This is a genomic window from Mesorhizobium sp. AR02 (assembly GCF_024746835.1).
In the GTDB taxonomy this organism is placed as follows: Bacteria; Pseudomonadota; Alphaproteobacteria; order Rhizobiales; family Rhizobiaceae; genus Mesorhizobium.
The window spans coordinates 7,019,246-7,045,592 of record NZ_CP080531.1 but is presented as its reverse complement, the minus strand read 5'-3'; the positions used below and the strand labels follow the sequence as shown (position 1 = coordinate 7,045,592).

Annotated in this window: 29 protein-coding genes; 21 read left to right on the top strand and 8 right to left on the bottom strand. The window is 61.7% G+C overall.

Annotated features, from left to right (window positions below; translation table 11 throughout):
* Window positions 1-16 precede the first annotated feature (16 nt).
* The 4 genes from DBIPINDM_RS38565 to DBIPINDM_RS38550 form a co-directional block, all read right to left on the bottom strand.
* Entirely contained in the window at window positions 17-460 is a 444-nt protein-coding gene (locus DBIPINDM_RS38565; RefSeq protein WP_258584276.1) for a VOC family protein, read from the bottom strand.
* Window positions 457-1,200 carry a FadR/GntR family transcriptional regulator gene (locus DBIPINDM_RS38560; protein WP_183458557.1) on the bottom strand — a complete coding sequence of 248 codons (744 nt, stop codon included), beginning with the start codon at window positions 1,198-1,200 and terminating at the stop codon, window positions 457-459. Before DBIPINDM_RS38560 ends, DBIPINDM_RS38565 begins: the two co-directional genes overlap by 4 nt.
* Window positions 1,197-2,636, bottom strand: a complete 1,440-nt coding sequence (locus DBIPINDM_RS38555) for an FAD-binding oxidoreductase (protein ID WP_258584265.1) — start codon at window positions 2,634-2,636, stop codon at window positions 1,197-1,199. Before DBIPINDM_RS38555 ends, DBIPINDM_RS38560 begins: the two co-directional genes overlap by 4 nt.
* A 277-nt stretch (window positions 2,637-2,913) precedes the next feature.
* On the bottom strand, window positions 2,914-4,218 hold the full coding sequence (locus tag DBIPINDM_RS38550; RefSeq protein WP_258584264.1) for a M23 family metallopeptidase: 1,305 nt from the start codon (window positions 4,216-4,218) through the stop codon (window positions 2,914-2,916).
* A gap of 296 nt (window positions 4,219-4,514) precedes the next feature.
* On the opposite strand from DBIPINDM_RS38550, the gene DBIPINDM_RS38545 reads away from it, so the two are divergent.
* Both DBIPINDM_RS38545 and DBIPINDM_RS38540 read left to right on the top strand, forming a co-directional pair.
* Window positions 4,515-5,522, top strand: a complete 1,008-nt coding sequence (locus tag DBIPINDM_RS38545; RefSeq protein ID WP_258584263.1) for a sterol desaturase family protein — start codon at window positions 4,515-4,517, stop codon at window positions 5,520-5,522.
* Entirely contained in the window at window positions 5,519-6,661 is a 1,143-nt protein-coding gene (locus tag DBIPINDM_RS38540; RefSeq protein ID WP_258584255.1) for a GNAT family N-acetyltransferase, read from the top strand. Before DBIPINDM_RS38545 ends, DBIPINDM_RS38540 begins: the two co-directional genes overlap by 4 nt.
* A gap of 28 nt (window positions 6,662-6,689) precedes the next feature.
* Here DBIPINDM_RS38540 and DBIPINDM_RS38535 read toward each other — a convergent pair whose 3' ends face one another.
* A complete protein-coding gene (locus DBIPINDM_RS38535; protein ID WP_258584249.1) occupies window positions 6,690-7,157 on the bottom strand; it encodes a peroxiredoxin in 468 nt (155 codons plus the stop codon).
* A gap of 95 nt (window positions 7,158-7,252) precedes the next feature.
* Between DBIPINDM_RS38535 and DBIPINDM_RS38530 the strand changes: the two genes are divergently transcribed.
* The 13 genes from DBIPINDM_RS38530 to DBIPINDM_RS38470 all read left to right on the top strand — a co-directional run bounded on the left by DBIPINDM_RS38530 (window position 7,253) and on the right by DBIPINDM_RS38470 (window position 18,394).
* The gene (locus tag DBIPINDM_RS38530) at window positions 7,253-10,630 is read left to right on the top strand and encodes a DUF3971 domain-containing protein (protein WP_258584243.1); all 3,378 of its coding nucleotides are present in this window, start codon (window positions 7,253-7,255) and stop codon (window positions 10,628-10,630) included.
* 43 nt (window positions 10,631-10,673) lie between these two features.
* Window positions 10,674-11,129, top strand: a complete 456-nt coding sequence (locus tag DBIPINDM_RS38525; RefSeq protein ID WP_258589445.1) for a hypothetical protein — start codon at window positions 10,674-10,676, stop codon at window positions 11,127-11,129.
* A 136-nt stretch (window positions 11,130-11,265) separates the two neighbouring features.
* The gene (locus DBIPINDM_RS38520; RefSeq protein WP_258584239.1) at window positions 11,266-12,702 is read left to right on the top strand and encodes a multicopper oxidase family protein; all 1,437 of its coding nucleotides are present in this window, start codon (window positions 11,266-11,268) and stop codon (window positions 12,700-12,702) included.
* 32 nt (window positions 12,703-12,734) lie between these two features.
* The gene (locus DBIPINDM_RS38515) at window positions 12,735-13,175 is read left to right on the top strand and encodes a DUF411 domain-containing protein (protein ID WP_258584235.1); all 441 of its coding nucleotides are present in this window, start codon (window positions 12,735-12,737) and stop codon (window positions 13,173-13,175) included.
* Window positions 13,176-13,179: 4 nt separating this feature from the next.
* On the top strand, window positions 13,180-13,713 hold the full coding sequence (locus DBIPINDM_RS38510) for a TlpA family protein disulfide reductase (RefSeq protein ID WP_258584234.1): 534 nt from the start codon (window positions 13,180-13,182) through the stop codon (window positions 13,711-13,713).
* Window positions 13,714-13,725: 12 nt separating this feature from the next.
* Window positions 13,726-14,124, top strand: a complete 399-nt coding sequence (locus tag DBIPINDM_RS38505; protein WP_258584233.1) for a hypothetical protein — start codon at window positions 13,726-13,728, stop codon at window positions 14,122-14,124.
* Between the two features lie 171 nt (window positions 14,125-14,295).
* On the top strand, window positions 14,296-14,868 hold the full coding sequence (locus tag DBIPINDM_RS38500) for a TlpA family protein disulfide reductase (RefSeq protein ID WP_258589444.1): 573 nt from the start codon (window positions 14,296-14,298) through the stop codon (window positions 14,866-14,868).
* Window positions 14,865-15,494: an SCO family protein gene (locus DBIPINDM_RS38495; protein WP_258584232.1), complete on the top strand. Its 630-nt coding sequence runs from the start codon at window positions 14,865-14,867 to the stop codon at window positions 15,492-15,494. Before DBIPINDM_RS38500 ends, DBIPINDM_RS38495 begins: the two co-directional genes overlap by 4 nt.
* Window positions 15,495-15,504: 10 nt before the next feature.
* Entirely contained in the window at window positions 15,505-15,972 is a 468-nt protein-coding gene (locus DBIPINDM_RS38490; protein WP_258584231.1) for a copper chaperone PCu(A)C, read from the top strand.
* Between the two features lie 23 nt (window positions 15,973-15,995).
* A complete protein-coding gene (locus DBIPINDM_RS38485; RefSeq protein ID WP_258584225.1) occupies window positions 15,996-16,781 on the top strand; it encodes a DsbA family protein in 786 nt (261 codons plus the stop codon).
* Window positions 16,778-17,335, top strand: a complete 558-nt coding sequence (locus DBIPINDM_RS38480; RefSeq protein ID WP_258584224.1) for a hypothetical protein — start codon at window positions 16,778-16,780, stop codon at window positions 17,333-17,335. The genes DBIPINDM_RS38485 and DBIPINDM_RS38480 overlap by 4 nt, the downstream gene beginning before the upstream one ends.
* Before the next feature lie 272 nt (window positions 17,336-17,607).
* On the top strand, window positions 17,608-17,841 hold the full coding sequence (locus DBIPINDM_RS38475) for a GDCCVxC domain-containing (seleno)protein (RefSeq protein WP_258584222.1): 234 nt from the start codon (window positions 17,608-17,610) through the stop codon (window positions 17,839-17,841).
* 130 nt (window positions 17,842-17,971) lie between these two features.
* Window positions 17,972-18,394 (top strand): hypothetical protein, encoded by a 423-nt coding sequence (locus DBIPINDM_RS38470; RefSeq protein ID WP_095201498.1) that lies wholly within the window; start codon window positions 17,972-17,974, stop codon window positions 18,392-18,394.
* A 237-nt stretch (window positions 18,395-18,631) separates the two neighbouring features.
* Here DBIPINDM_RS38470 and tyrS read toward each other — a convergent pair whose 3' ends face one another.
* Window positions 18,632-19,885 (bottom strand): tyrosine--tRNA ligase, encoded by a 1,254-nt coding sequence (tyrS, locus tag DBIPINDM_RS38465; RefSeq protein WP_258584215.1) that lies wholly within the window; start codon window positions 19,883-19,885, stop codon window positions 18,632-18,634.
* Between the two features lie 312 nt (window positions 19,886-20,197).
* Here tyrS and DBIPINDM_RS38460 point away from each other — a divergent pair, with 312 nt between their 5' ends.
* The 6 genes from DBIPINDM_RS38460 (at window position 20,198) to DBIPINDM_RS38435 (ending at window position 24,672) form a co-directional block, all read left to right on the top strand.
* Window positions 20,198-20,932: a glycosyltransferase family 2 protein gene (locus DBIPINDM_RS38460; protein WP_258584213.1), complete on the top strand. Its 735-nt coding sequence runs from the start codon at window positions 20,198-20,200 to the stop codon at window positions 20,930-20,932.
* Window positions 20,925-21,257 (top strand): lipid-A-disaccharide synthase N-terminal domain-containing protein, encoded by a 333-nt coding sequence (locus tag DBIPINDM_RS38455; protein ID WP_010909058.1) that lies wholly within the window; start codon window positions 20,925-20,927, stop codon window positions 21,255-21,257. The genes DBIPINDM_RS38460 and DBIPINDM_RS38455 overlap by 8 nt, the downstream gene beginning before the upstream one ends.
* A 40-nt stretch (window positions 21,258-21,297) precedes the next feature.
* On the top strand, window positions 21,298-22,947 hold the full coding sequence (locus DBIPINDM_RS38450) for an ArnT family glycosyltransferase (protein WP_258584211.1): 1,650 nt from the start codon (window positions 21,298-21,300) through the stop codon (window positions 22,945-22,947).
* Window positions 22,948-23,073: 126 nt separating this feature from the next.
* Window positions 23,074-23,835: a phosphatase PAP2 family protein gene (locus DBIPINDM_RS38445; protein WP_258584208.1), complete on the top strand. Its 762-nt coding sequence runs from the start codon at window positions 23,074-23,076 to the stop codon at window positions 23,833-23,835.
* Window positions 23,825-24,055: a hypothetical protein gene (locus DBIPINDM_RS38440; protein WP_258584206.1), complete on the top strand. Its 231-nt coding sequence runs from the start codon at window positions 23,825-23,827 to the stop codon at window positions 24,053-24,055. The genes DBIPINDM_RS38445 and DBIPINDM_RS38440 overlap by 11 nt, the downstream gene beginning before the upstream one ends.
* A 29-nt stretch (window positions 24,056-24,084) precedes the next feature.
* On the top strand, window positions 24,085-24,672 hold the full coding sequence (locus DBIPINDM_RS38435; RefSeq protein ID WP_258584205.1) for a hypothetical protein: 588 nt from the start codon (window positions 24,085-24,087) through the stop codon (window positions 24,670-24,672).
* A 166-nt stretch (window positions 24,673-24,838) separates the two neighbouring features.
* On the opposite strand, the gene DBIPINDM_RS38430 is transcribed toward DBIPINDM_RS38435, so the two are convergent.
* A complete protein-coding gene (locus DBIPINDM_RS38430; RefSeq protein ID WP_258584204.1) occupies window positions 24,839-25,489 on the bottom strand; it encodes an FMN-binding negative transcriptional regulator in 651 nt (216 codons plus the stop codon).
* Window positions 25,490-25,511: 22 nt separating this feature from the next.
* The gene (locus DBIPINDM_RS38425) at window positions 25,512-26,186 is read right to left on the bottom strand and encodes an alpha/beta hydrolase (RefSeq protein WP_258584203.1); all 675 of its coding nucleotides are present in this window, start codon (window positions 26,184-26,186) and stop codon (window positions 25,512-25,514) included.
* Window positions 26,187-26,347 lie beyond the last annotated feature (161 nt).

Genomic DNA, 26,347 nt, shown 5'->3' with positions numbered 1-26,347 from the left:
CTTGGCGCGGTGTCGTCTACGGCTGTTCGTCGTGGTAGTCGCCGGGGCCGCCGTCGAGCCAGGCGTAGAGTTCCCAAAGCGTGTCGTCCGGGTCGGTGAAATAGGCGCAGCGCGCATTCCAGACATAGTTTTCCGGCGGGCCATAAAACGGCACGCCCTTGGCCGTCAGCTCGGCATGCAACCGGTCGATCTCGTCAGGTGCATTGAGCTGGACGGCGACGCAGACCTTGTGCGCATGGCGCGGCGACCTCAGTTTGGATACGCCGGTATGCCGGCTGATATGGTCGATCTCCCAGGCGGCCAGTGTCACGCCCTCGCTGTGAAAGTCGGCGAAACCCTCGGCGCGGCGGCGCAGGCGGAAGCCGAGCTTGTCGACATAGAAATCCACCGTCCGCTCGATATCCTCGACGAGAAGGCAGACATCGGAGATGCGGGTAAGGCTTGCGATGGCCATGCTCATTTCCCTCCGCCCGTGCGTTCGCCGCGCGCGGAAGGCAGCTTGACGCCGACACGGTTGGCCGCGCCGATGATGTGCGCGCGCATCGCAGCCTCGGCTTTAGCCGGGTCGCCAGCGACCAGCGCCTCGTAGATGCGCACGTGCTCGCCGACATTGACTTCCACCAGATCGTGCAAGGGGTTGGTCTGCCGTGCGTAATAGATCGAGCGGCGGATCTGCTCGCAGACGAAGGAAATGAAGGTGTGGATGTAGCTGTTGCCCGTCGCCCGGGCGATTTCGCGATGAAACAAAAGGTCGGCGTCGATGCTGCCGTCCTCCCAGCGTTCCTCGCCGCTCATGCGGTCAAGTGCTGCCTTGATGGCGTCGAGATGCTCCTGCTCGCGGCGCTCGGCGGCAAGTGCCGCAGATTCGGCCTCGAGGATGCAGCGCAGCTCGAAGAGCCGCTCCATGTTCTGCCCCTCCTTCAGCGTCTCGCGGTCGATGCGGATCGCCGCGCGTTGCTCCGGCGCCAGGACGAAGGAGCCGATGCCTTGCCGTGCCTCCACCATGCCGTCGGCGCGCAGTTGCGCGATTGCCTCGCGCACCACGTTGCGGCTGACGCCGAATTTTTCGGACAGCTGCTGCTCCGTCGGCAGCAGGCTGCCGGGGTTGAGGTCGCCGGACTCGATCTCGCGGCTGAGGAACGCGGCGACCCGATGCGGCAGCGCCTCGACAGTGCCGATGGCGGCCAGTCGTTGTTTCATGAAAAAGTCTCCGTCGCGGGAAAGAGGCAGCCGGGGTTCATAAGCTTGTTCGGATCGAGAGCGTCTTTCAGCGTGCTGACGAGCCGGCGCTGGACTGGTAACATTCCAGCCCAATAGACGCGCTGGCGGGTCCGCCCGATGCCGTGCTCGGCGCTGATCGAGCCGCCGAGTGCGTTGACGATGTCGTACAACTCGGCGGTGATGGCGGCGCCCTTGGCTCGGGCGTCGGGCTCGGCGAGGTCGAGCGGCGGCAGGACGTTGAAATGGATGTTGCCGTCGCCAGCATGACCGTAGGCCTGGGAAATCCAGCCCGGATGTTCCATTGCGACAAAATCGCGGGCCTGGGCGATCAGTGCGGGGATGTCGGAGATACGCACCGACAGATCGGTGCGCACATGGTAGCCGCGCTTGGTCTGGCCCTCGACCAGCCCTTCGCGAATGGCCCAGAATGCCTTGGCTTGTGCGCCGCTTTCGGCCAGGACGGCGTCGGTGACCAATTTTTCTTCCATTGTGCCGGCAAGGAAATCCATCAGCAGCGCGCGCAGGTCGATGGCGGCACTCGACGACAATTCGATCAGCACATGAACAGGGGCTGTAACCGGCGCGACGATGTTCGAGTCGACGAGGCGCGCCAGCTCCATGCATTCCGCGCCGATGATCTCGAAGGCGGATATCAGATCAGAGCATCTGCGTCGGGCTTGTCTGAACAGAGCTATCGCCGCTTCAAATGAAGGAAGGCCCAGATAGGCGGTTTCGACACGGCCCGGTTTCGGAAACAGCTTGACCTCGACGCCAGTGATGATGCCCAGCGTCCCCTCGGCGCCGATGAAAAGCTGCTTCACATCATAGCCGCGATTGTCCTTGCGCAGGCCGGAAAAGCCGCTCCACAACGCGCCGTCCGGCAGCACCACCTCCAGGCCGACAATGAGGTCGCGGGCCATTCCGTAGCGCAGCACATTGACGCCGCCGGCATTGCTGGAAGCGTTGCCGCCGATCTGACAGCTGCCTTGTGCGCCGAGCGCCATCGGAAACAGGCAGTCCTGCTCTTCGGCGGCATCCTTGATGTGTTGCAGGATGCAGCCGGCATCGGCCTGCAGCATGAAATTGTCAGCATCGACAGAGCGGATCCTGTTCAGCCGCTCTAGGCTGATCACCACCGCGCCGGGAGCCGTGCCGATGTCGATCGCGCCCGCGACAAGCCCGGTGTTGCCGCCTTGCGGGATCATCGCCAGCCCGAGCGAGCCGCACAGCTGAACCGCGGCCTGGACCTCGGCGACCGATGCTGGTTTCAGCACGGCAAGGGCGCCGCCATGATGATCGCCGGACCAGTCCACGAGGTATTTCGCCATGTTAGCCGCATCGGCGGCCACACCGCCTTGCCCCAGGAGATGCTCCAGGGCGGCAAGGACGTCAGGCGAAATGCCGTGAATGGTCATTATCGGATTGGCGCTGGTGTTGTGGCGTATGGTTATACATATCATCCTACAACTGGAATTGTGTCAACACCGGCAGGCCGAACGGCCGTGGACAAGTCGCTTGCCAGCGCGTTGGGGTGAGGTGCCGGCGAGGTCGCTGCTCAGGCAGGAGCCGAAGCCGCCGGCTGGCAGTCGAGGCCAGCACGGATAGCGATGACCCCAGATCCGGATTGCTTGCAAAGCGGGGCAGATTGGGTTTGAGAGGTATTGGTGCCAATCAGGTCAGGACGGGCGCGCCTCAGAGATACTGGGCGACCTTCTTGCCGACGGTGAGGAAGCGCAAGGGATCGATCGCTTCGCCATTGTGGCGCACTTCATAATGCAGATGCGGGCCGGTCGAGCGGCCGCTGCTGCCGGTCTTGCCGATGATGGCGCCGGCGTCCAGCTTCTCGCCCACGGTCACGTCGATTTCGCTGAGGTGCCCGTAGCGCGTCGCAAAGCCATTGCCGTGATCGACCTCGACCATGCGGCCATAGCCGCCATTCCAGCCGGCCTTGGTGACGATTCCGGGCGCCGTGACCTTTGCGTCCATGCCGATGGGGGCCCTGAAGTCCATGCCCGAATGCAGCGCGGCGGTGCCGAGGATAGGATCGGTGCGCACCCCGAACGGGCTGGTGACGGAGTGGCCGGGGGCAGGGTTGGCAAGCGGCAGCCGGCGCGCTTCCTTCTTGAGATGGTCGAGCGTGTCCAGGGCTTCGTCCAGTTCCTTGACCTTGCTGTCGAACATCATCGAACTGTCGAGCGGGATCAGCGGTCCGCCGACATCGCTTTCGTTCTTGCCGAAATCGCTGTCGACCGGCAGGCCGGCCGCCTGCAGCACCTGCTGGATGGCATCGGCGCTCTTGTAGGCATTGTCCGCGAGCGTGCTGATGCGGGTGAGTTGTTCGTTCTCGATCGATTTCAGCGACTGGTTGATCGACACGAACAGCCTGTCGGCGCGATCGGCGGCGGAATCGCTGGGCAGCGGGTCGGTGCGGGTCGACCACAAGGAGAACGGCCTGGTGTCGGCGGCGCCAAGGTCGGCGCTCAGGCTGGCCACCGCGTAGTTCTGCGCCGGCTGGCTGATGCTGCCGGTCACCTCGGCGTGCTTGTCAGGCTTGGTAGCCGCTGCCGGATCCTCAGTGGGCACCGTTCCGACGTCATTCTCTGCACGTTCGAGCAGCGGGCCGAGACGGCCGTGACGCTGGCTGAGCTGCGTCTGGCGTTCAAGCAGTTCGCTGACCTTGGTTTCCATCAATTGCTGGTCGAGCAGCTGGCGGCTGGTGATGCGGTCGACCTGGGCGCGAAGTGCTGAAATGCGGTCTTCGTAGGCCTGCTGCATGCGCGCCTGGCGCGCGGTGGTGGCGCCGATCAGGTCGTCGCGCAAAACGAGATAGGACGTGGCCAGGAGGTAGCCGATGGCAATGGCGGCGAGTGCTGAACCGATGAATGCCGCGAGCCATGGCCGGATCGTGAAATGCCTGATCTCGTTGCCGCGGGCGATGATGACCGTGTGAGGTTCCTTGCGCCTACCGAAGACTGCGGACTGACCGGTTGCGTTCACGGGACCAAGCTTTCGTTTACGACACCACGACTGCTTGATTACACATTATTAGGGTTAACAAAGGCTTGCCGGATCGATTGCGCGGCAATGAATGCACGCGGCGCGGGCAAGAGGTTGCATGAGAGTGGCCATTGAGGGCGGCCATCGTGCCGCGGCATCATTGGCGATGAGCACCAATCTGCTGCCAGCAGAACGGCCTGTCGCTCGCGGCCCAAGGTCTAGGGTTCCTTAACTGTCTTCGATTGCTCTTAATTGACGGTTTTCGATTAAAAGCGTGCCCGGGTTTGGGATTCACCATGGCGGCAGGAATACTGGGCGATCTGGTTGGCAAGATCCTCGACAAGATCTCGGGCACCAGTCTGCTGGCGACCGGGCTTTTGCTGCTGACTGCCCTCGTCAGCGCGCTCGTGGCCTATTGGCGCACGGTCGAGGAGAAGAGCTGGAAAGAGTTTTTCGAGTTCGTCATCCCGCACGAGGTCGTCACCCATCCCTCGGCGAAGGCCGACCTGCTGTTCTGGGTGACGAAGAAGGCCTTGATGCCCTTCCTCATGCTGCCCGCTGGAATTGTCTTCGTCACGGCGGTGGGCTACGCGACCAACTGGCTGTTTTCGACACTGTTCCAGTTCCAGCCGCCTCTGATCGAGGGACCGGCAGGGCCGGTGACTGTGCTGATCTTCACCATCACCATGCTGCTCGCCTACGACATTTCCTATTATCTCTATCATGTTGCCCAGCATCGCTATCCCGTGCTTTGGGAATTGCACAAGGTGCATCACTCGGCCGAGGTGATGGTCGGGATCACCAAGGACCGGGTCCACCCGCTCGACGAGCTGATGAATCGAGCCTGGGACGGCGTCATCGTGGGCGTCTGCTTCGGCATCTGGTCGCTGATTTCCCTGAACCTTGTCGAACTGACCGTCTTTGGCGTCAACGTCTATGTCATGCGCAACATCCTGATGATGGATTTCGTCAGGCATACGCATTTCAAGATCTCGTTCGGCCCGCTCAACAATTTTATCCTGTGTCCTCATTTGCACCAGCTGCATCACAGCGTCGATCCGCGCCACTACGACAAGAATTTCGGGCTGCTCTTCTCGTTCTGGGACCGGCTTTTCGGAACATTGTGTGTGCCGAGGCCCGACGAGGACTTCAAGTTCGGGCTGGTCGACCGCGATGTGCGCGACTACCAGTCCCTTGCCGGCCTCGATGTCATGCCGCTGAAGCGGATGTGGGGGCACATTGCCCGGCGCATCCGGCCTGGAAAGCCACGGACCTCGCGATCATCGGAAGGGACACCGCCATGAACGCTCCCTTCGTGCTCGCCATCCCGCGGTCACGCACCTTCGAAGTCGTGACATCGGCGGCGCGCCTGGCCGAGATCGCACCGGCCTGGATCGCGCTCTGGCGGCGAGCCGGCGGGCTTGTCTTCCAGCACCCGGACTGGATAGCAGCCTGGTGGCGCACCACCCCGTATCAGGAACGGCGCACGCTCAGGATCGGGCTTGCCTGGAACGGCGACCGGCTCGAGGGCGTGATAGCGCTCGCTACTTTCAAGCGCTCCGGCATCCGTATGCTCGAATGGGCGGCGAAGGATCACAGTGACTATGGCGACGCGCTGTTTGCCCCCGGCAGCGACCCGCAGGCGCTCTCTAGCCTCTGGCAGTATATTCTTGATCAGGGCGGCTTCGACCTCATCTATCTCAACCGTCTGCTGCCGGATGCCGGTGTTCGTGCCCTGCTGGACCCGGCCTCGCGCCATGGCATGGCGCTTCGGCCCAACCACCGCAGTGAAATCAGCTACCGTGTCGCGGGTCCCTGGCAAAGTGAGGCGGAATGGTTCGAGACACTGTCCAAGAAAGCCCGGCAGAACTACCGTCGTGGCCGCAAGTTCATGGAGGAAGGCGGTACATTGCGTTTCCGCCTGCTCGATGCGGACGATCCGCGCGAGCCGGTGCTCGCGCGGGTTGCAGCGCTGAAGCGCCTCTGGCTCGCCCGGCATGGCCGCGTTTCGGACCTGTTCGACGAGGGCTCGCCCGTTCTCGCCGCGCTTGTTTCGGTGCTGGCCGAGCTCGGGCTGTTGCGCATCTTCGTGCTGGAGCTTGACGACACGATCGTCGCCGTCTCGATCAATTTCGAGCAGCACGGCACGATGATGGCTTTCGTCACCACCTACGATCCCGAATATGAGCGCGCCTCGCCGGGTATGGTCCTGATGATGGATTATATCCAGTGGTCGCTCGACCGTGGCCTGGCCAAAGTTGATTTTCTTTGCGGCGGCGAGGATTTCAAGCGACGCTTCGCCACGCAATCAGTCACGCTGTCGTCGATGATCGGCGCGCATGGCCTGCGCGGTCATCTCGCCGCGCTGGCCGATCATGTGAACCATGTTGCGAAATCCTGGTGGGCGCGGCGGCAGCCGAAGCCAGAAACACCCGACGAGTAGGACGGGCTCGTGTGGGCCTTCGCGACGCTCAAAGCGCGCGAACGGCCTCCAGCACCTCTTCGGCATGGCCCTTGACCCGGACCTTGCGCCAGATCCTGGCGATCCGCCCGTCACGGCCGATCAGGAACGTCGCCCGCTCGACGCCCATGTATTTGCGGCCATACATCGATTTCTCGACCCACAGGTGATAGGCCTCGATCACCTTGCGCTCCTCGTCGGCGGCGAGGTCGATGGTGAGATTGTACTTTGATTTGAACTTGTCGTGCTTCTTGACGTTGTCGGGTGACAGACCGATCACGACGGCGCCTGCCTTCTCAAATTCGGGTTTCAGCTGTGAAAAGCTGATTGCCTCTTGCGTACAGCTCGTCGTGTCGTCCTGCGGATAGAAATAGAGGACGATGGGTTTACCGGACGAGGCCGAAAGGCTTAGAGACCCGCCACCATCTCGCGGCAGGTCGAATTGCGGCGCAAGATCGCCCACGTCGAGGTCAGCCATATCGATGCCCTTGTTTGAGGTTACGCGCGAAGCCACACCGATATAGTGTCGACCGGGGATTCGTCCACGAGCGAATTTGTACAACGGAAGATTGCGTGGATCTGGAGCAACCGCAGCACGAGAAGATAAGGTTCAGGCGTGACGAGATCACCGACCTGGGGGCCTTGCCGTCCGCGTGCCGCGTTCCGCCGCTTGGTCAGGCGTCGATCGGCCGCGGCTTCCGCATCCTGTCGCGCGTGTTTGCCGGCGTGGTCGCGTTCATGCTGCTGGCCGCGATGGCCGTCTATCTCATCGGGCTTTCCGGCATCGGGTCGGACCGGCTGCGCATCGAGGCGGAAACCGCCATCGAGAAACTCGCCGGCGTCGATGTCCATGTCGCGGTCGGGCCGGCGCGCATCACGCTCGACAGTTCGAGCTTCGTCGCGCTCCAGGTGAGCGATGTCAGTCTGGAGACCAGCGACGGCAAGCCCATGGCCGATGCCGGTCGTGTGCGCTTCGGCGTCCGTCTGATACCACTGCTGTGGGGGGATGTGCGGCTGACCAGCGCCAGGATTTCCGATGCCCATATCGTTGTGGCGGCGATGCCGTCCGGCGGCGACTGGACAGCGCAATTGCGCAATGAGGACGGCCTCGTCGATCCGGAGAAACTATCCGACGCGGTGTTCGGCAACATCCATCGCGCGCTCGACGCTGTGCGGGAAGATTCGATGCGCAGGATCGATCTCAGCAATGTCGAATTCGTGCTGCCCGACACCGGGGCGATCAAACGGGTCAAGATCGCCGACGCCACCGTCGTACAGTCGGGGCCAGGCGGCATGGAGTTCTCCTCCGAGGCGGATGTCGATGGCAGAAAGGTCACCGTTGCCGCTTCCGCCAGCCGCGATATCGCGGCGCACCGGGTGACGGCGCTGAATGCAAGCATCGATCTGGCAACTGCCGAAACCGCTGCCAGCGCCGGCAAGCTGGGCACGGTGGCTTTGAAACTGACAGGATCGGAAGGAGCCGGCGCCACGGCATCACGGCTGACGGCCGCCCTGTCGTCGACGGGTTCCGTGCTCGATCTCGGTACACGCGGCTTGCTGCCGGCCGATTTCGATGTAGATGCCACACTTGTCGACGGCAGCAACAAGATCCAGGTGGACAAGCTGCTTTTCAAAACCGGGCGCTCGACATTCGATTTTGCCGGCTCGATCGGGCCCAAGCCCTCGACCGGCGCCGCTGGTGAGGAGCCTTCCTATCGTTATGACCTGACCAGCGACGGTTCGACTCTGGCGCCATCGGAATCGCCCGAGCCCGCGCTGACCTTCCTCGCCCGCATTGCCGGCGTCTATCAGACCAAGAGCCACAAGTTGGTGGCCGAGCAGATCGCGGTTCGGTCCGACGCTCCCGGCGAGGTGCTCGGTACCGCGGCCGTGGCGTTCGTTGACGGCAAGGCCCCCGGCATCAATCTGGCGCTCAACGTCCATGACATGCCGGTCTCGCACGTCAAGCAGCTATGGCCGTGGTTTTCGGCGCGCAATGCGCGGCTTTGGGTGCTGAACAATCTGTTCGGCGGCCGCGTCGTCGACGCCAATCTCCAATTCCAGGTCGTGCCGGATCGCCTCGGCAACGGCGTGCCGCTGTCGGCCGACGAGGTGTTCGGCCGCTTCCAGATCGAAGGGTCGCGTTTTGACACCGCCGGCCGCATTCCTCCGATACGCGACGCGGTCGGCGTCGTCGCCTTCCACGGCAATGACGTCGATGTTTCGCTCTCCTCGGGCACAGTCTTCATGCCCAGCGGCCGCACCGTGGCGGCCAGCAACGGCACACTGACGGTCAAGGCGGCGAACCGCCCGCCGGTCATCGGCGCACTCGACATCGACGTCGAGGGGGAGGCGCCGGCTGTCGCAGAACTCGCCTCCTACGAACCGATCAATGCCATGCGCCATGTCGGCTTCCTGCCGGAGGATCTGTCCGGCAGCGTTACCGGCCATGTCAGGGCTGACATTCCGTTGCAGTCCGGCGTCGACACCTCGAAACTCGACTGGCTGGTGTCGCTCGACTACACCGGCCTGTCGCTGGCCAAGCCATTCGATGGGCAGACGGTGACGGATGCCGACGGCTCGATCACGGTCGATCCCGAAAAGGCAGTGATCTCCGCCAAGGCATCGCTGAACGGCATTCCTGCCGAACTCGATCTTGTCGAGCCATTGGCGGATGATGGGCCGCCGCGCAGCCGCAAGGTGGCGCTGGTGCTCGACGACAAGATCCGTGCCGCCGCCATGCCCGGCCTAACGCCGCTTCTGGGCGGAACGGTGAAGGTCGCGATCGACAAGAGCGGCAGCGGCAACCAGAACGTCTCGGCCGACCTGACCAATGCCAGGCTGGACGTTCCCTGGGCCGGCTGGAGCAAGGGGGCAGGGGTTCCAGCCAACGTCACCTTCGTCATGACCAAGGCAGGCGACACCACGACACTGTCCGATTTCAACCTCGACGGCAAAACCTTCTCCATCGACGGCAGCATCGTGCTGGTCAACGGCGCCCTGTCGTCGGCGAAGTTCAGCAAGGTCACCTTGAACCGGGGTGACGATGTCGCGATTTCGGTGAAGCGGTCGGGCAAGGGCTATGCGGTCGACATCAATGGCAACGCGCTCGACGCCCGTTCGCTCATCAAGCAGTTCACGTCCGATGTGGACACCGCAACCAAGACGACCGGAACTGACAACATTTCCGTCAGCGCCGACGTCGAGCAGCTCACTGGTTTCCATGACGAGCAGCTGTCCAACCTGAAGCTCGATTACAGCGCGGCCGGTTCGCGGGTGAACGGGCTGAAGGTCAGTGCCACGGCAAGTTCGGGCGCGGCCATCACCATCAGCAACACCACCGGCGACGGCCGGCGCTCGCTCAACGTGCAGTCGGCGGACGCCGGCGCGATCCTGAGATTCCTCAACATCTACGAGCATATGGAAGGCGGGTCGATCACGCTGGCGCTGACCGGGGCCGGCGATGGGCCGATGAAGGGCAAGGTCGACACCAGCAACTTCTTCGTCGTCAACGAACCGAAACTCGCTTCCATCGTCTCAACCACGCCGGCCGGCGACAACCGCAGCCTCAACCAGGCGGTCAAGGGCAATCTCGACACGTCGCGGGTGAAGTTCGAGCGCGGTTATGCCGAGATCGAGAAAGGCAGCGGCTATCTGAAGCTGGCCAATGGCGTGCTGCGCGGTCCGCGCATCGGCACGACGTTCCAGGGCATCCTCTATGACCAGAACAACAATATGGACATGACCGGCACCTTCATGCCGGTCTATGGCCTCAACCGCATCTTCGGCGAACTGCCCATCGTCGGCGCGCTTCTGGGCAATGGCCGCGACCGCGGCCTGATCGGCGTCACCTATCGGCTGAGGGGCAATGCCAACAAGCCGGTGCTCGACGTCAATCCGCTGTCGGTGATCGCACCGGGCATCTTCAGGTCGATCTTCGAGTATCGGTAAAGCCCGCCGTGTGCCGCCATAACCGCGCCAGGTTCCAGCCTTGATGTCGCACCATCGGCCAATCACGGGCTTGGGACTTGCAAAAGCCATGCTTTGCCGTCAGCCTGAGCGGGCTATGGCTCGGCTTTCGCCAAAACATCTTTTGGTCATGCTGCTCGCGGTCTTCCTGGCTGCAGGGTTCAGCCTGTCCACCGCCCAGGCCAGCATCATGTCAGTCCGCATGGCAGGTGCAATGATGATGCCAGCCGATACGGGCATGGGCAAAATGGCCGAGACACCCATGAAGGGCGATTGCAATGCCTGCCTTAAGGATACGGGCGATAAAGGCGGCCCGATGCAGTGTCCGCCGATCTGCATAGCGCCAGCGCTTGCCGTGTTGCCGCAGGATTTCAGGGTAACGCCGGCTCCCTCGGTGCAGCAGCCATCGGCCTTGGCCGCTCCGTTCCTGCACGGGCGAAGTTCCCTGCCCGATCCTTACCCTCCCAGACCCAGCGCCTGACGCCGTTTCAGCCCAGACAAGGCTGATTCCCGGCGCCTGATCGCCTGCGCGCGCATCGTTGCGCCGTGGGCGCGCATGACATCCAGGTCGATGCCGGCATGCCCGCCATCGATCGAGATCGCAAAGGGCTAGAAGGGTGAATGACGATTTCAAATACCACATTTCGCGCCGAGGCTTTCTCGTCGCGGGGGCAGGGCTTGCCGTGTCCACTTCGCTACGTCCCGCACGCGCCTCCGCCGTCGACGAACGCTCAATCAAGATCGCACCCGGCCGGACGCGGCTCAGTGGCGGCGACGGTCCATCAACCGCTGTGTGGACCTACAACGGCAGCGTTCCCGGGCCGACGCTGCGCCTGCGGCAAGGTGAGCCTGTTCGCTTCACAGTCGAGAACGGACTTGAGGAAGACACGACCGTCCATTGGCACGGCATCCGCCTGCCCAACGCCATGGACGGCGTGCCCGGCCTGACCCAGCCACCCATCAGGCCGGGCGAGACCTTCGTCTATGAATTCACGCCGCCCGACGCCGGGACCTTCTGGTATCACCCCCACACGGACAGCCTGGTGCAGCTCGGCCGCGGGCTCGCTGGACCGCTCATTGTCGACGAAGCCGAGCCTGTTCTCGTCGATCGTGATCTTTTATGGCTGCTGCAGGACTGGCGGCTCGCCGCCGACGGGCAGATTGCCGGCGGCTTCGGCAGCGCGATGGATGCGTCGATGTCCGGCCGCGTCGGCAACAGCGTCACCATCAACGGCGCGGTGCCGGCCGACCTCGCGGTAAGTGCCGGCGAGCGTGTCAGGCTGCGGCTCGCCAATGCCGCGCTTGCCCGCATGATGGCACTGCGCTTTGAAGGTCACCGGCCGGTCGTCGTCGCCATCGACGGCCAGCCCTGCGACCCGCACGAACCGGAGAACGGCCGTCTGCTGCTGGCGCCGGCGATGCGCATCGATATCGTGCTCGACATGCAGGGCGACCCCGGCAGCCGGCATGCCGTAATCGACGACTTTTATGACGGGCTTGCCTATACGCTGACCAGCCTTGCCTATGACAAGGTGTCTCCGCTCCGGGCGCATCCACTCGATGCGTCTGTCGGCCTGCCGCGAAATCCGTTGCCCGAGCCGGACCTGGCGAACGCCGTGCGCCAGGAGATCGTGCTGCAAGGTGGCATGATGGGCGGCGGCAAGCTCGCCGGCGTCGGTGGCATGATGGGCATGGGGATTCCGGGCATGAACGGTGGCGCCGCCTGGGCGATCAACGGCATGTCGATGACCGGCGACGGCCATGCCGGCATGGCGCCGCAGTTCACGCTTGAACGGGGCGCCTCTTGCCATCTCACCATGCGCAACGAAACCGCCTGGTGGCATCCCATGCATATCCACGGCTTCAGCCTGTCGGTGCTGTCGCGCAACGGCGTGCCGGTGCCGCACCGGCAGTGGCAGGACACGGTGCTGATGGCCCCCAAGGATGCGATCGAATGCGCCTTCGTCGCCGACAATCCCGGGGACTGGATGCTGCACTGCCATGTCGCCGACCACCAGATGGCCGGCCTGATGACCGTGTTCCGCGTGAAATGAATTTGAACCGCACCATCAAAGGAGAACTGCAAATGAAACTGACCTATCGCCTCGCCGCCCTCTCGCTGCTCATCGCAACACCGCTGCCCGCATTCGCGGCGACCATCAACGCGGTGATGTACAAGAACCCGCAATGCAGCTGCTGTGAATCCTATGCCAACTACCTGGAGCACAACGGCTTCAAGGTCGACATCAAGCCGGTCAACAACCTTTCGCAGATCAGCAGCGATGCCGGCGTGCCCGCCGACCTCGAAGGCTGCCACACGCTGATGGTCGACGGCTATGTCGTCGACGGACTGGTGCCGGTCGACATCGTCAAGAAGCTGCTCACGGAACGTCCCGCCATTGCCGGCATCACACTGGCCGGCATGCCGGCAGGCGCACCCGGCATGGGCGGCGAAAAAAGCGAGACCTGGACGATCTATGCCTTCACCAAGGACGGCAAGGCGCCGACAGTCTACGCGACGGAGTAAGCACGTGAACAAGAGCAAAGAGGCCATCGTCGTGATCGGCTTGCTGCTGGCGATTCCGCTGCCCATCAGGGCGGCGGAGGCGCCGCAGAATCTTGCCGTTCTGGAAGCGCCTTCAGCGGTGCCGGCGATCAGTTTCATGGATGCCGCCGGCCAGCCGAAAACGCTCGCCGATTATTCCGGCAAGGTGGTGTTGCTCAATATCTGGGCGACATGGTGCGCGCCTTGCCGCAAGGAGATGCCGACACTTGACCGGCTGCAAGCCAGGCTCGGAGGGCCGGACTTCGAGGTCGTCGCACTGTCCATGGACCAAAAAGGCCCGGACGCCGTGAAGAAATTCTATGCCGATATCGGCATTACACATCTTGCCCTCAACATCGACACTTCGGCCAAGGCCATCTTCGCGCTCAGCGCGGTGGGCCTGCCGACGACGCTGTTGATCAATCGTGATGGCAAGGAAATCGGCCGGCTGATCGGCCCGGCCGAATGGGATGCACCCGACATGGTCGACTTCATCCGCGGCCGTATCGCCGCAAAATGAGAAGGAAATGATATGAGCACCACTGAACTGACCCAGGCCAGCGAGACTTCGTCGCGCCGCGACTTCCAATCCACTCTCCGCTCCACTCTCGGCGGGCGGCGGGGCCTGATCGCCGCCGGTGCGGCCGTTGTTGTCGCCGGCCTTGCCTTCAAGTGGTCGTGGCTGGTCGCCGCCGGCATCGCGCCGGTGCTGCTCAGCGTCCTGCCTTGCGTGGCCATGTGCGCGCTTGGCCTGTGCATGAACCGGATGATGGGCGGATCGCAATCAGCGACCCGAGTCACTGACGAAGAGATAGGCCCGCTCCAGCTTGCAGCTCCATCCGATGAACCGGGAGCCGCGAATCCCGCCGCTTCTACCTCAGTCGGACCAATTCCCTTGGCCGATAAAGGCTGCTGCCAAAGGGCTCGGTGAAAGGAGAACCACCTTGCGTACGCAAACACCGGCCCGGCTGACGGCACCGGATTCGACCCAGATACAAGAGCTAAAATGATCCCGGACACACCCAACGATGGCCAGGCGACCGAGCTTCGTCATCTGAAACATGCTCAAAGGCTGGTGCTAGGCTTGTCGCTTGCTGTGGCGATGATCCTTGCAGCAGCCCTCTCCTATGAACTCTACCTGGCATTTTCACGCCAGGACGTAACCGGTGCAGGGTCCGAAGCTGGAATAAGGTCCGCTGAAAACTTGCAGCTTTTATTCCGGGATCGCCCCGCCGACCTGCCGGACATCCGGTTCGTCGACGGCGACGGCCGCGCTCTTTCGCTGCATGATTTTCGTGGCCGTCCCGTGCTTCTCAATATCTGGGCGACCTGGTGCGTACCCTGCCGCAAGGAAATGCCCTCGCTCGACCGCTTGCAGGCAAAGTTCGATCCGTCACGGTTTCTCGTGCTGACGCTGTCGATCGACACTCGGGGCGTTCCTGCCGTCAGGCAGTTCTACCAGGAGCTTGGGCTGAAATCGCTCGGGATCTATGCCGATCAATCCGGCGCTGCCCTGGGTCTCGTCGGAGCCCCGGGCCTGCCTACGACCCTGCTTCTCAACGAACAGGGCCAGGAGATCGGGAGGAAGATTGGCCCGGCCGAATGGGACGCGCCTGCCAGCATCGATCTGCTTCGCCAGCATATGCGCCTGCCAGCCGACGGGAGCGCGAAATGACCCGCCGCATCAAATGGATCTTCGCGCTTTTCGCTGTTCTCGCCGCCTTCGACGTCGCCGCGCTGGCCACGCTGATGATCGTCCGGCCGCCTCCGGGGGCCGCGATATCTTGGAAGGGCGGGTCGACCGGTACTCCGGATATAGGCGGTCCTTTCACCCTGACGGCGACGGACGGCAGGATGGTGACCGACCAGACCTATCGCGGAAAATGGCTCGCCGTCTTTTTCGGCTACACATCGTGCCCCGACGCTTGCCCGACCGCGCTCAGCAACATGGGTGTGGCACTTGAGAAGCTTGGGAAAGATGCCGGGAAAATCCAGCCGCTGTTCATCACCGTGAATCCCGACCGCGACACCAGCCAGGTGATGTCGGGCTTCCTCGAGTCCTTCGACCACCGCATCATCGGGCTCTCGGGCACGCGGGCGCAAATCGATGCCACGGCCAAAGCCTATCGCGCGTTTTATCAACTGCACAAAGAGCAAGGCGCCACCTACACCGTCGACCACAGCGCATATTTCTATCTCATGGACCCGGACGGCAAATTCGCCGACGTGGTCGAGGGCACCACGCCCGGCGAACAGATGGCCGACAAGATCGCCAAGCTGATCGCCGATCGTCCAACGTAGGAGTGAATCAGTGAAAACCATTTACGCAGCGCTCATGCTGGCCCTGGGCCTGCTAGTCGCAGGCAGCGCGGTCGCAGGATCGAACCAGGTCGTGGTCGAAAAGGCATGGGCACGGGCGACGCCCAAGATGGCGGTGACCGGTGGCGGCTATCTGACGGTAACAAATCACGGCCCCGGTGAAGATCGCCTGCTGGAGGTGACGAGTCCGGTTGCTGAAAAAATCCAGTTTCACACCATGACGATCGACAACGGTGTGGCGAAGATGACCCGGCTCTTGACCATCGAGCTCCAGCCCGGTGTCCCGGTGGTCTTCAAGCCTGGCGGCATCCACATGATGCTGCTTGGGCTGAAGCACCAGCTCAAGGAGGGTGAGACCGTACCGCTCACCCTGACGTTCGAGAAAGCCGACGCAGTCGAAGTGGATGCCCAGGTGTTGGGGATCGGTGCGACGGCGCAACCTGGGAGTGCCGGACAATGACCATGCTACATGGAGAAACACCTATGATTACCAGACAAGCGCATCGGTGTGGCTGGCTAGCCCGCACCCTCCTGCTTGCCGCACTAGCGGGATGGTTCCTGCTCAATGCCGGCTTCCCAGGGGCACAGCGGCCCGCGTTCGCCGCCGGCGAAATGTCTCAGGACCAGTTCGACCAGCGGATCCATGATTATATCCTGGCACACCCTGAGGTCCTGGTGCAGGCCCTGCAAAGCTTGGACGACCGCCAGCGTGAAGCAGAGGCAGCCCAGGCGAAGCAGGTGCTCAAGGCGCGCGCGGACGACATCTTCCGCGACAAGCAGAGCCCTATCGGCGGCAACGCTGACGGCAATGTTACCCTCGTCGAATTCTTCGACTACAATTGCCCCTATTGCCGGCAGATGGCACCGATCATGGACCAGGCCGCGGCCGACGATCCGCAGCTCAAGATCGTCTACAAGGAATTCCCCATCCTGGGTCCGGATTCGATGTTCGCGGCCAAAGCGGCGCTCGCGTCGGAACGGCAAGGCAAATATGGGGCGTTCCACAAGGCGCTCTTTGGATCCAAGACAAGGGTGACAGAATCGGTCGTGCTCAAAATCGCCGCCGAGGCCGGACTCGACGTCGCCCGCATGAAGACCGACATGCAGCAGCCCGACATCCAGGCATTAATCGATCGCAACACGGAGCTGGCACAGGCGCTGAGGATCACGGGAACGCCGGGCTTCGTCGTTGGCGATCAGATTTTTCCGGGTGCAACCGATCTTGAGACGATGAAGAAATTGATCAGGCAAGCAAGGGCCGGCAAATGACCAGCACCCCAAACCGGCGCACCATTGTTCTTGGCGTGTTTGGCGTCGCTATGGTTGCGGGCTTTCTAACGCAACCCGATTTGGCAATCGCCGCCGACGATCCGGAATTGGCCAAGCGGTTCAAGGATCTCAGCCAGAACGGCAACAGCACCTGCTCGGCCAAATTCACGGAGTCGATCGCGACCATGCCGGCGGTGTCGCGGATCACGGGCTCATGTTGCAGCCCGATGGAAATGAAACGCTATGTCGAGCAGGTGAGGGGGCTCGCCAAGTATCGCGCCATCCCGATGATCCCCGGCGATCCGTACGACATAGCGGCGGCGACAGCGCAGCGGATGATGCCCTACTACGATCTGAAGCTCACCGGCGACGAGCAGAGGGCCTATGACTACGCGATGGCCAATTCCGAGGAGAAAGGCCCCTGCTGCTGTCCATGCTGGCGCTGGAAGGTGTATGGCGGACTGGCGAAATACCTGCTCCACGAGCACGGTTTCACCGGCGAGCAGATCGTCGACGTGTGGAACCTTTCCGATGGCTGCGGCGGGGGGATGTAAGACTGCCGGAGGCATGACCGTCAACCGGAATCACGGTCGCCTTGACAAGGGTTGACAGCGACCTAACTCACCACGCAATTGCCAGTCGGCACCAGCGAAGTCGCGCGTTAGCCGGCCTTGGAGGATGATGGCCATGATGGGGGGTTCAGGTAGCATGTGGATGATGGGCGGTATGGCCCTCATCTGGGTCCTGGTGTTGGTCGCCCTTCTGCTCGCGATCGCGGCGCTCGTCAAATATCTGCGAACCTGACCGGATTGGCAGGGTGCAGGTGATGACGCAGCTCACATCCACCCTTACCTGTCCGCATTGCGGATTTCGGGCTTGTGAAACTATGCCGCGCGACGCCTGCCAGTTCTTCTACGAGTGCAAGGGGTGCGGGACGCTGCTTCGGCCAAAGGCGGGGGATTGTTGCGTTTTCTGCTCCTTTGGAGATGTGCCGTGCCCACCGGTCCAGGAGGTGCAGGGACGGCTCGCATCCCGTGGCGACGGAGATTGTCGCGGCTGACGACGTCCTCCGGCGAAGTTAGCGCGACGCCGGCCTTACGCTTGCGGAATCCTCTGCAGCTTATCTGCGGTAGTGCTAATATATGATGGTCATGCACTTTCGTGCGTGACCATCATCTAGGGAGGATGCGATGAAAACCATGAATCGCAGGTCTGCAATAGCTCTCGGTGTGACGGCCGCCGCGGTATCGCCTTTGTTCACCCTGGCAGCATCTGCAAAGACCAAGAAGTACGGCCCGAAGGATGGCAAGGAGATTGCGCCCGGTGTTAGAGTGGTTGAGGTCGGCACCGGCAATTCCGACATTCCCGCCTATAAGAGCATCTCGATTGTCGATGTGGTCTTTCAGCCCGGAGCACACGCGCCTCAAACCGTGATGGACAACGACATGGTATGCACCATTACTTCCGGCGCATTCACCATCAAGAAAGCGGACAAGGAATTCAAGCTCAAGGTGGGTGACGTATACACCTGCTCCAAGGGCAAGACCGATGAGGCGACGAATACAAGCAAGGAGGTCGGGGTGCATCGCATCGCCATGCTGATACCTGCCTAGAGCAATTCCAGGAAAAGTGTGAAACGGTTTTCCGTCCGGAATTGCGTCAAAACAAGGAGATAGAGCGGTTCGCCGTTTCTGTGAAACGGTGAAACGCTCTAGGAATCCCCCGGCCGGATGATCGGTCGCATCACATCCGGCCGCCGCCTTCAAGTAAATACGCTCCGGTCTGGTTCTCGAACCCCCGGAAGCTTTCGCGATTGCGAATGATCCGAATGCCGCACTCCTGACAGATGGTCAGCTCGGCCGGACCAGCACGTGTTTCTTCTTGCCGAGCGAGAGCTTCACGACACCTTCCGGACCGAGGTCCTGAAGCGTGACCATGCGGCGGTCGTCGCTGACCGACTGGTCGTTGATGCGGACCGCACCGCCCTGGATGTGCCGCCGCGCCTCGCCATTGGACGATGCCAGCCCGGCGGTGACCAGCAGCGACAGGATGCCGACGCCGGCTTCGAGTGCTGCCTTGTCGGCCCCAACGGTCGGCAATGTGTCGGCGAGCGCCCCTTCCTCGAAGGTTTTTCGCGCGGTTTCCTCGGCCTGGTTCGCGGCCTCGCGGCCATGGACGATCGCCGTCGTTTCCGTGGCCAGGATCTTCTTGGCCTCGTTGATCTCGGAGCCGCCGAGTGCGGCCAGCCGCGCGATCTCATCGAGGGGCAGGCGGGTGAATATCTTCAGGAAGCGCTCGACATCGGCATCCTCGGTGTTGCGCCAGTATTGCCAGAAATCATAGGGCGAGAAGAGATCGCCGTTCAGCCACACCGCACCCTTCGCCGACTTACCCATCTTGGCGCCGGACGATGTCGTGAGCAGCGGCGTGGTCAGGGCGTAAAGCTGCGGCGTGCCCATGCGATGGCCGAGATCGACGCCATTGATGATGTTGCCCCACTGATCCGACCCGCCCATCTGCAAACGGCAGTTCTGGCGCCGGGCGAGTTCGACGAAATCGTAGCCCTGCAGGATCATGTAGTTGAATTCGAGGAACGACAGCGACTGCTCGCGGTCGAGCCGCAACTTGACGCTGTCGAAGGTCAGCATGCGATTGACCGAAAAATGCCGGCCGACATCACGCAGGAACTCGACATAGTTGAGCTTCATCAGCCAGTCGGCATTGTTGACCATGATGGCGTCGTTCGGGCCGTCGCCGAACCGCAGGATGCGGCCGAAGATGCGCTTGATGCCCTCAATGTTGGTCGCGATCGCTTCCGGCGTCAAAAGGCTGCGCTGGTCGTCGCGGAAGGACGGGTCGCCGATCATCGACGTGCCGCCGCCCATCAGGGCGATCGGCCGGTGTCCGGTCTCCTGCAGCCAGTACAGCATGGTCGCCGAGATCAAATTGCCGATATGCAGGCTGGTGGCGGTGGCGTCATAGCCGACATAGGCTGTGACCGTCTCCTTGGCGAAAAGCTGGTCGAGGCCGGTCTCATCCGAAATCTGGTGGATGAAGCCGCGCTCGCTCATCGTGCGCAGGAAATCGGATTTGAAGGCAGGCATGGTTTCTTTCCCGAAAGCGTCCGCCCGGTCCGGCCGGGCATGTGTGAACGGGCGCGTTTAGCATTCAAGCGCGGTGAGCAAAAGTAGATTCCGGTTTTGCGAGAGATCGCCCATGCGCCAAGGATCACAAGATGTCCTGACGATCACCCGTTGTTGAAACGGTGCGGCGAGCCGTCCGGCACGAATGCTTGCTTCATCGTTTCGGCTGGCGTAATGAGGCGCCGCGCCAAAGGTTCTTGCAGCCCACGACCTCGAGCGGCACCGCACGGCATCCACAAAATGCCATATTCGACGACAGAGCCCCGACGCGACATGCCGGACGCATTGATATCCATCGTCATTCCTTGCAGGAACGAGGCGGCAAACCTGCCGCTCTTGATCGATGAGATCGAGGCGGCGATGACCGGGCGCGACTTCGAACTCATCATCGTCAATGACGGCTCGACCGACGAGACGGCGGCCGTGCTGGCCGAGCAGGTGGCGCTTCGCCCGTTTCCGGTACGGGAATTGCGGCACCGGAAATCCGCCGGCCAGAGCCTTTCAGTGCGTTCGGGTGCCTGGGCGGCGCGTGGCGGCATCGTCGCCACGATCGACGGCGACGGCCAGAACGATCCGCAATACATTCCGGTGCTGGTCGACGCCTTGCGGCAGGCCGGCCCCGATTTCGGCGCCGCCCAGGGGCAGCGCCTCAAGCGCCGCGACAGCAAGGTCAAGCAGCTGGCGTCGCGCTTTGCCAACTGGCTGAGAAACGCCATCCTGCATGACGAGACGCGCGACACCGGCTGTGGCCTGAAGGCTGTGCACACCGATGTCCTGCGCAAATTGCCGTTCTTCGACGGCACCCACCGCTTCGTCCCGGCCCTGGTCATCCAGGAGGGCTATCGCGTCGTGCATTGCGATGTCGTTGATCGCTCGCGCCGCCATGGCAAGTCGAACTACGGCATTTTCGATCGCGGCCTGCAGGGCGCGCTCGATCTCGGCGGTGTCTGGTGGCTGCGCCGCAGGCGCCGCAGAATGCCAAAAGTAGAGGAAATCAAGCGTGTTTAACGTGCTTCAGGAACTGGGAACCTGGCTTCACCAGGTTTTCATCAAGCAATTCGATGCGTGGATCCTGCTCGGCTTCGTTGCGCAGTTCTTCTTTACCATGCGCTTTGTCGTGCAGTGGCTTGCCTCGGAAAAGGCCAAGCGCAGCGTCGTGCCGGTCGCCTTCTGGTTCTTCTCGCTGTTCGGCGGTGGCCTGCTGCTGATCTATGCCATCCAGCGCCAGGATCCGGTGTTCATCGCCGGCCAGGCGATGGGCATGTTCATCTACATCAGAAATCTCTGGCTGATCGCCAATGAGCGCAAGGCGGCGATGACCAAGGTCGATTGAGCGGCCGGCCACATCAAGAAATGACCAGACAGGCGCAAGCATGGCATTGAACCGGAACTACATTCTTCTCTTCCTGTTCAGCCTGGTGATGACGCTTTCGGGGCTGGCATCCCTGCCGCCGATCGACCGCGACGAGTCGCGCTTCGTCCAGGCGACCAAGCAGATGGCGGAAAGCGGCGACTATGTCGACATCCGCTTCCAGGACGCCTCGCGCTACCAGAAGCCGGTCGGTATCTACTGGCTGCAATCTGCCGCCGTGACGCTGAGCGGCAAGGGCGCCGAAGCGCCGATCTGGGTCTATCGTACAATCTCGGCACTCGGCATTGCCATTGCGGTGCTGGCGATCGCCTGGACGGGGACCAATCTTTTCGGCGCCAATGCCGGCATCGCCGCAGGCCTTGTGATGGCGGCGATCTTCGCCACGGCCTTCGAGGGCCGTGACGCCAAGACCGACGCGATGCTGCTGGCCTGCTGCGTGGCGGCGCAAGGTGCGCTGGCGCAGATTTATCTGGCATCGCGCCGTAATGAACCGGTCGCCGGCCATCTCTGGTGGATTTTCTGGATCGCGCAAGGCGCGGCGATCCTTATCAAGGGACCGATTGCGCCGCTTTTGTCGGCGCTGACCATCGCGGTGCTGTTCGCCTTCGAACGCGATGGGCGCTGGCTGTCGAAACTCAGGATTGGACGCGGCCTGTTGCTGGTCGTGGTGATAGCGCTGCCCTGGCTTGCCGCGATCACCTGGAAGAGCCACGGTGCTTTCCTGCAGCAGGCTGTCGGCAAGGACATGCTCGGCAAGGTTGCTTCGGGCGAGGAATCGCACGGCCTGCCGCCCGGCTTCTACATGCTGACCTATTCGCTGTTCATGTGGCCGTTTGGGCTGATCGCGGTCGGTGCTGGCCTCCAGGCCCTCAACCGTCTGCGCGACGATGTCAGGCTGCGCTTCTGCCTCGCCTGGTACATCCCCTTTTGGCTCGTATTCGAACTCATTCCGACGAAGCTGCCGCACTATGTCCTGCCGGCCTATCCCGGCATGGCGCTGCTGATCGGCTGGCTGCTGACATTGCCGCCGGAGGATGCCAATGCACCGCTCAAGCGCTGGCAGCAATGGTTGTGGTGGTCGACCGCATTCGGCCTGGTGGTGGTCAGCCTCGGCCTTGCCGCGGTCTGCATCGGGGCACCGATCTACCTCACCCACACCTTCTCCTGGTGGAGCATTCCGGCCGCCGCCGCCGCACTCGGCACGGGCTATTTCGCTTTTTCGCGGCAGTTGCAGGTGCCGCTGCCCCGCATCGGAGCCACCGCCGCCTGTGCCGGCATCACCTATGCCTTGCTGTTCGGCGTCATCGCGCCGTCGCTGAAGCCGATCTGGCTGAGCCCGGCGATCAAGCAGGCGGTGCTTGCCAACAAACCTTGCGACACGACGGTGCTGGCCTCGGCACGGTACCAGGAACCGAGCCTGGTGTTCCTGGTGGGCACCAAGACGGTGCTGACCGATGTCGGCGGCGTGGCGCAACATCTGCTTGCCGATCCTGCCTGCGCGTTGGGGCTGACGCCGATCGAGGACGAGCAGAAACTGAATGGCATGCTGTCGGTGCAAGGCAAATCGGTCAACCGTGTCGCCGAGATCGACGGCCTCAACTATTCGTCGGGAGACAAATTGTCGCTTGGCCTCTATCGTGTCGCCCCATGACGGCTCGTCGATGCCCATGACAGCAACAATGGGGTCGAATTCCCAATGCTCGTAAAATCGCGCCCTTCCGTTTCCAGTTGGCTCCTTGGGGTAGGGCGCCGATCCCTGAGCAATTTTCGCGACACAATGCAGATCGTGAGAAGGCGCTTTGCCGTTCGTCCGGTGCGTTACCCCAACATTGCATGGCCGGTTTGGGGGCTGGTTTGGGTGTTGCTGACGGCGGCGGCATTCGTTCGCCTCGATACACCGGCAGGGATGGTTCATGGCCAATGGTCGGGAGCCAGGCTTGCCGAATTCCTGACCCAGTTCGCTCTCGGCGGCTGGTACCTGATCCCGTCAGCGCTTTTGCTCGTCGCGGCCAATCTGATCGATTGGCGCAGCCTTTCACGGCGATCGCTGATGCTCGTCTACAACTGGACTTGCCTGGCTTTTCTGGTGCTGAGTGCCGTCGGCCTGTCCGGGCTGCTGGTCAATGTCCTGAAATATGCGATCGGCCGGGCGCGTCCGCTCTACTTCCAGGATTTTGGTGTGCTCGCCCTGCATCCCTTCGCCTTTGATGCGCGCTTCGCTGGCTTTCCGTCCGGCCATGCCACGACGATGGGGGCGGTCTTCGGCGTTCTCCTGCTTTTGTTTCCGAGGCGTTGGTATATCGCCCTGGTGATAACCGCCTGTTTCGCCTCGACCAGGGTTTTCGTCGGCGCCCACTATCCGAGCGACACGGTCGCCGGCTTTGGTCTTGGCTGCGCCTTTGCGCTCGCCTGCGGGCTGGTCTTTGCCCGGCTCGGCTTCATCTTCCGTCCGGCAGCGTCGGGGTTGCCGGGTCGCAAGAAGACGTTTCGGCTGACATGGTTCGGTAGGCGACAAGGGTCCAAGCCGAATGCGCGTTGAAATGCCCAAGAAAATGAATTTCAAATTGGATGTTGAGGGCGAAGGTCCATTGACTGACCGTCACACGGCAGAGTTTTTAGCAAATGAGCATTTTGATGAAATTTATATACGCCGTCAGAAATTATTTTCAGTCGCTGATGCAAAAAAATTGAGGCAATTCGATCTGTATTCAATATTTCAATTTGGTGCGATACCACTCGTGCTGCTGTTCGCTATTTAATTTCACGGCCAAATTTGACGGAGCTAGTTTTGTTCGGATTGAAACCATCTGGACGACTAAGTGGGTTTGAAAATGCGCGCAATATGAAATATTTTAGTTGCCTCTATGGTTTGAACGGCAGCGATCTATTGGAAATCGCAAAACTTCCAAATTTACAAAAATTGGTTGCACAAAGGGCGCACATAACAGAAGATTCAATATTAGCGCTTTTAGAGAAACCGCTACTGACAGAGGTGGATTTCGAAGACTCGAATTTTGACGACAATTTTGCAGGATTGGTAGCGCGATCGACGACAATTACGAGTTTGGAGTTAGGCTGTACTAAAATCACAAAAATCGGCTTGGAGAAGCTTTGCTCGATGACTCAATTGAAGAAACTTGATATTTGGTCAGTAAATATCGTCGAGTCCGATATTGACATGTTAGCACAACTTCCAAACCTAGATTATTTGTCAATTGGCGGTCATGATGAACAGACAATTTTCACAGTGGAAGGCACTTTACCTAGATTATATAAACTGCCTTCACTAAAGAAAATTTGGTTAGACGGATTTCGTTTAACCGGGGATCAACGGAATACACTCAATGAGCGGTATGAAGAAGTCACAGTGACATAGGTTGTAGGTCTTTGATTCTTTGCAGATGGCATCTGTCGCGGTCAGATCAAGCGCACAGATCAGCCCGCCCTACGCTCTGTGTATGGCCTTTGTTCAATGAAATAGAATTATCAATTCTGTTTCCAAAGCTGGTTCGCAGGTCGTACCAAACGTCGGGTGTTGACCACTAATTGCCGTCCAGGCCGCCGTACGATCTCACCAGGCTGGCCATATCAGGCGACTGGTGCTCTTCATTTTCCAGGCCTTGCGCAACGCCCACACGGTCGGCGACCGGTCGGTTCTGGCTGACCTTCCACTTGCCGTGTATTTCGCTGATTTCGATTTCCAGCCCGATGATGCCCTTGATCTGCGACTGGATGAAGGGCGCCGGCGCGTCGGTCACCGCCCAGGGGGCCTCGCGAGGGCCTTCCTGCGATAGGGTCAGGTCGGCGATCTGCTGTGCCAGCCAGTCCTGGTCGTCGATCACTTTTGCCGTGCCGCGCACCTGCACGATGGCATAGTTCCAGGTCGGCACCACCTTGCCGGTCTCGCGCTTGGTCTCGTACCAGGACGGCGTCACATAGGCATCGGTGCCCTGGAAAACGATCAGCACGGGCGATGCCGGATTGTCGGCGATGAGACGCCAGTGCGGGTTGGCCCTGGCCAGGTGCGCCCGCAGTCTGCCGTTCGGCGACGCTTCGGCGTCGAGCAGGAACGGAATGGCGTCGGCGACCGGGCCGTCAGGCCCGTTCGAGATCAGCAGGCCGAGCGGATGCGCCCTGATCAGTCCGTGCAGCACGTCGGGCCGCGTTTCCTGGAAATGGGGAGGCTCGTACATCGGCGCTGGCGCCTTTCCCTGTCTATCTCAGCCGCTTCGGCCGCGGATCGGACAATTCACCCGCCAGTCGGCGATCGAGATAGTCGGCGCATTCCTCGATCAAAAGATCGGCGTCGTTGGCGAAAAAGTGGTTGGCGCCGGGCAAAATCTTCTGCGTGATGGTGATGCCCTTTTGCGTGTGCAGCTTGTCGACCAGGCCCTGCACATCCTTCGGCGGCGCCACCTTGTCGGCATCGCCATGGATGATCAGGCCCGACGACGGGCAGGGCGCCAGGAACGAGAAGTCATAGGTGTTCGGCTGCGGCGCGATGGAGATGAAGCCCTCGATCTCGGGCCGGCGCATCAGGAGCTGCATGCCGATCCACGAGCCGAAGGAATAGCCGGCAACCCAGCAGCTCTTGGAATCCGGATGCAGCGACTGGACCCAGTCCAACGCGGCGGCCGCATCCGACAATTCGCCCGTGCCGTGGTCGAACTCGCCCTGGCTGCGGCCGATGCCGCGGAAATTGAAGCGCAGCGTGGTGAAATCACGCTTCTGGAACATGTAGAAGAGGTCGTAGACGATCTTGTTGTTCATCGTGCCGCCGAACTGCGGGTGCGGATGCAAGACGATGGCAATTGGCGCGCTCTTTTCCTTGGAGGGCTGGTAGCGTCCCTCCAGGCGACCGGCCGGACCGGTGAAAATGACCTCAGGCATGAAATACTCCACTTGGTATACGAATGCGCGGCGCCCGGAACGTGTCTTCCTCTGGCCTTGACGCAGGGCGAGCGTCTTCTTAGAAGCTAGTTTAGAACTATTCAAAACTGAGTGGCCTGACGTCGAGCCCGGCAACCCGCGCCGCAAGCCGCGTAAATAGG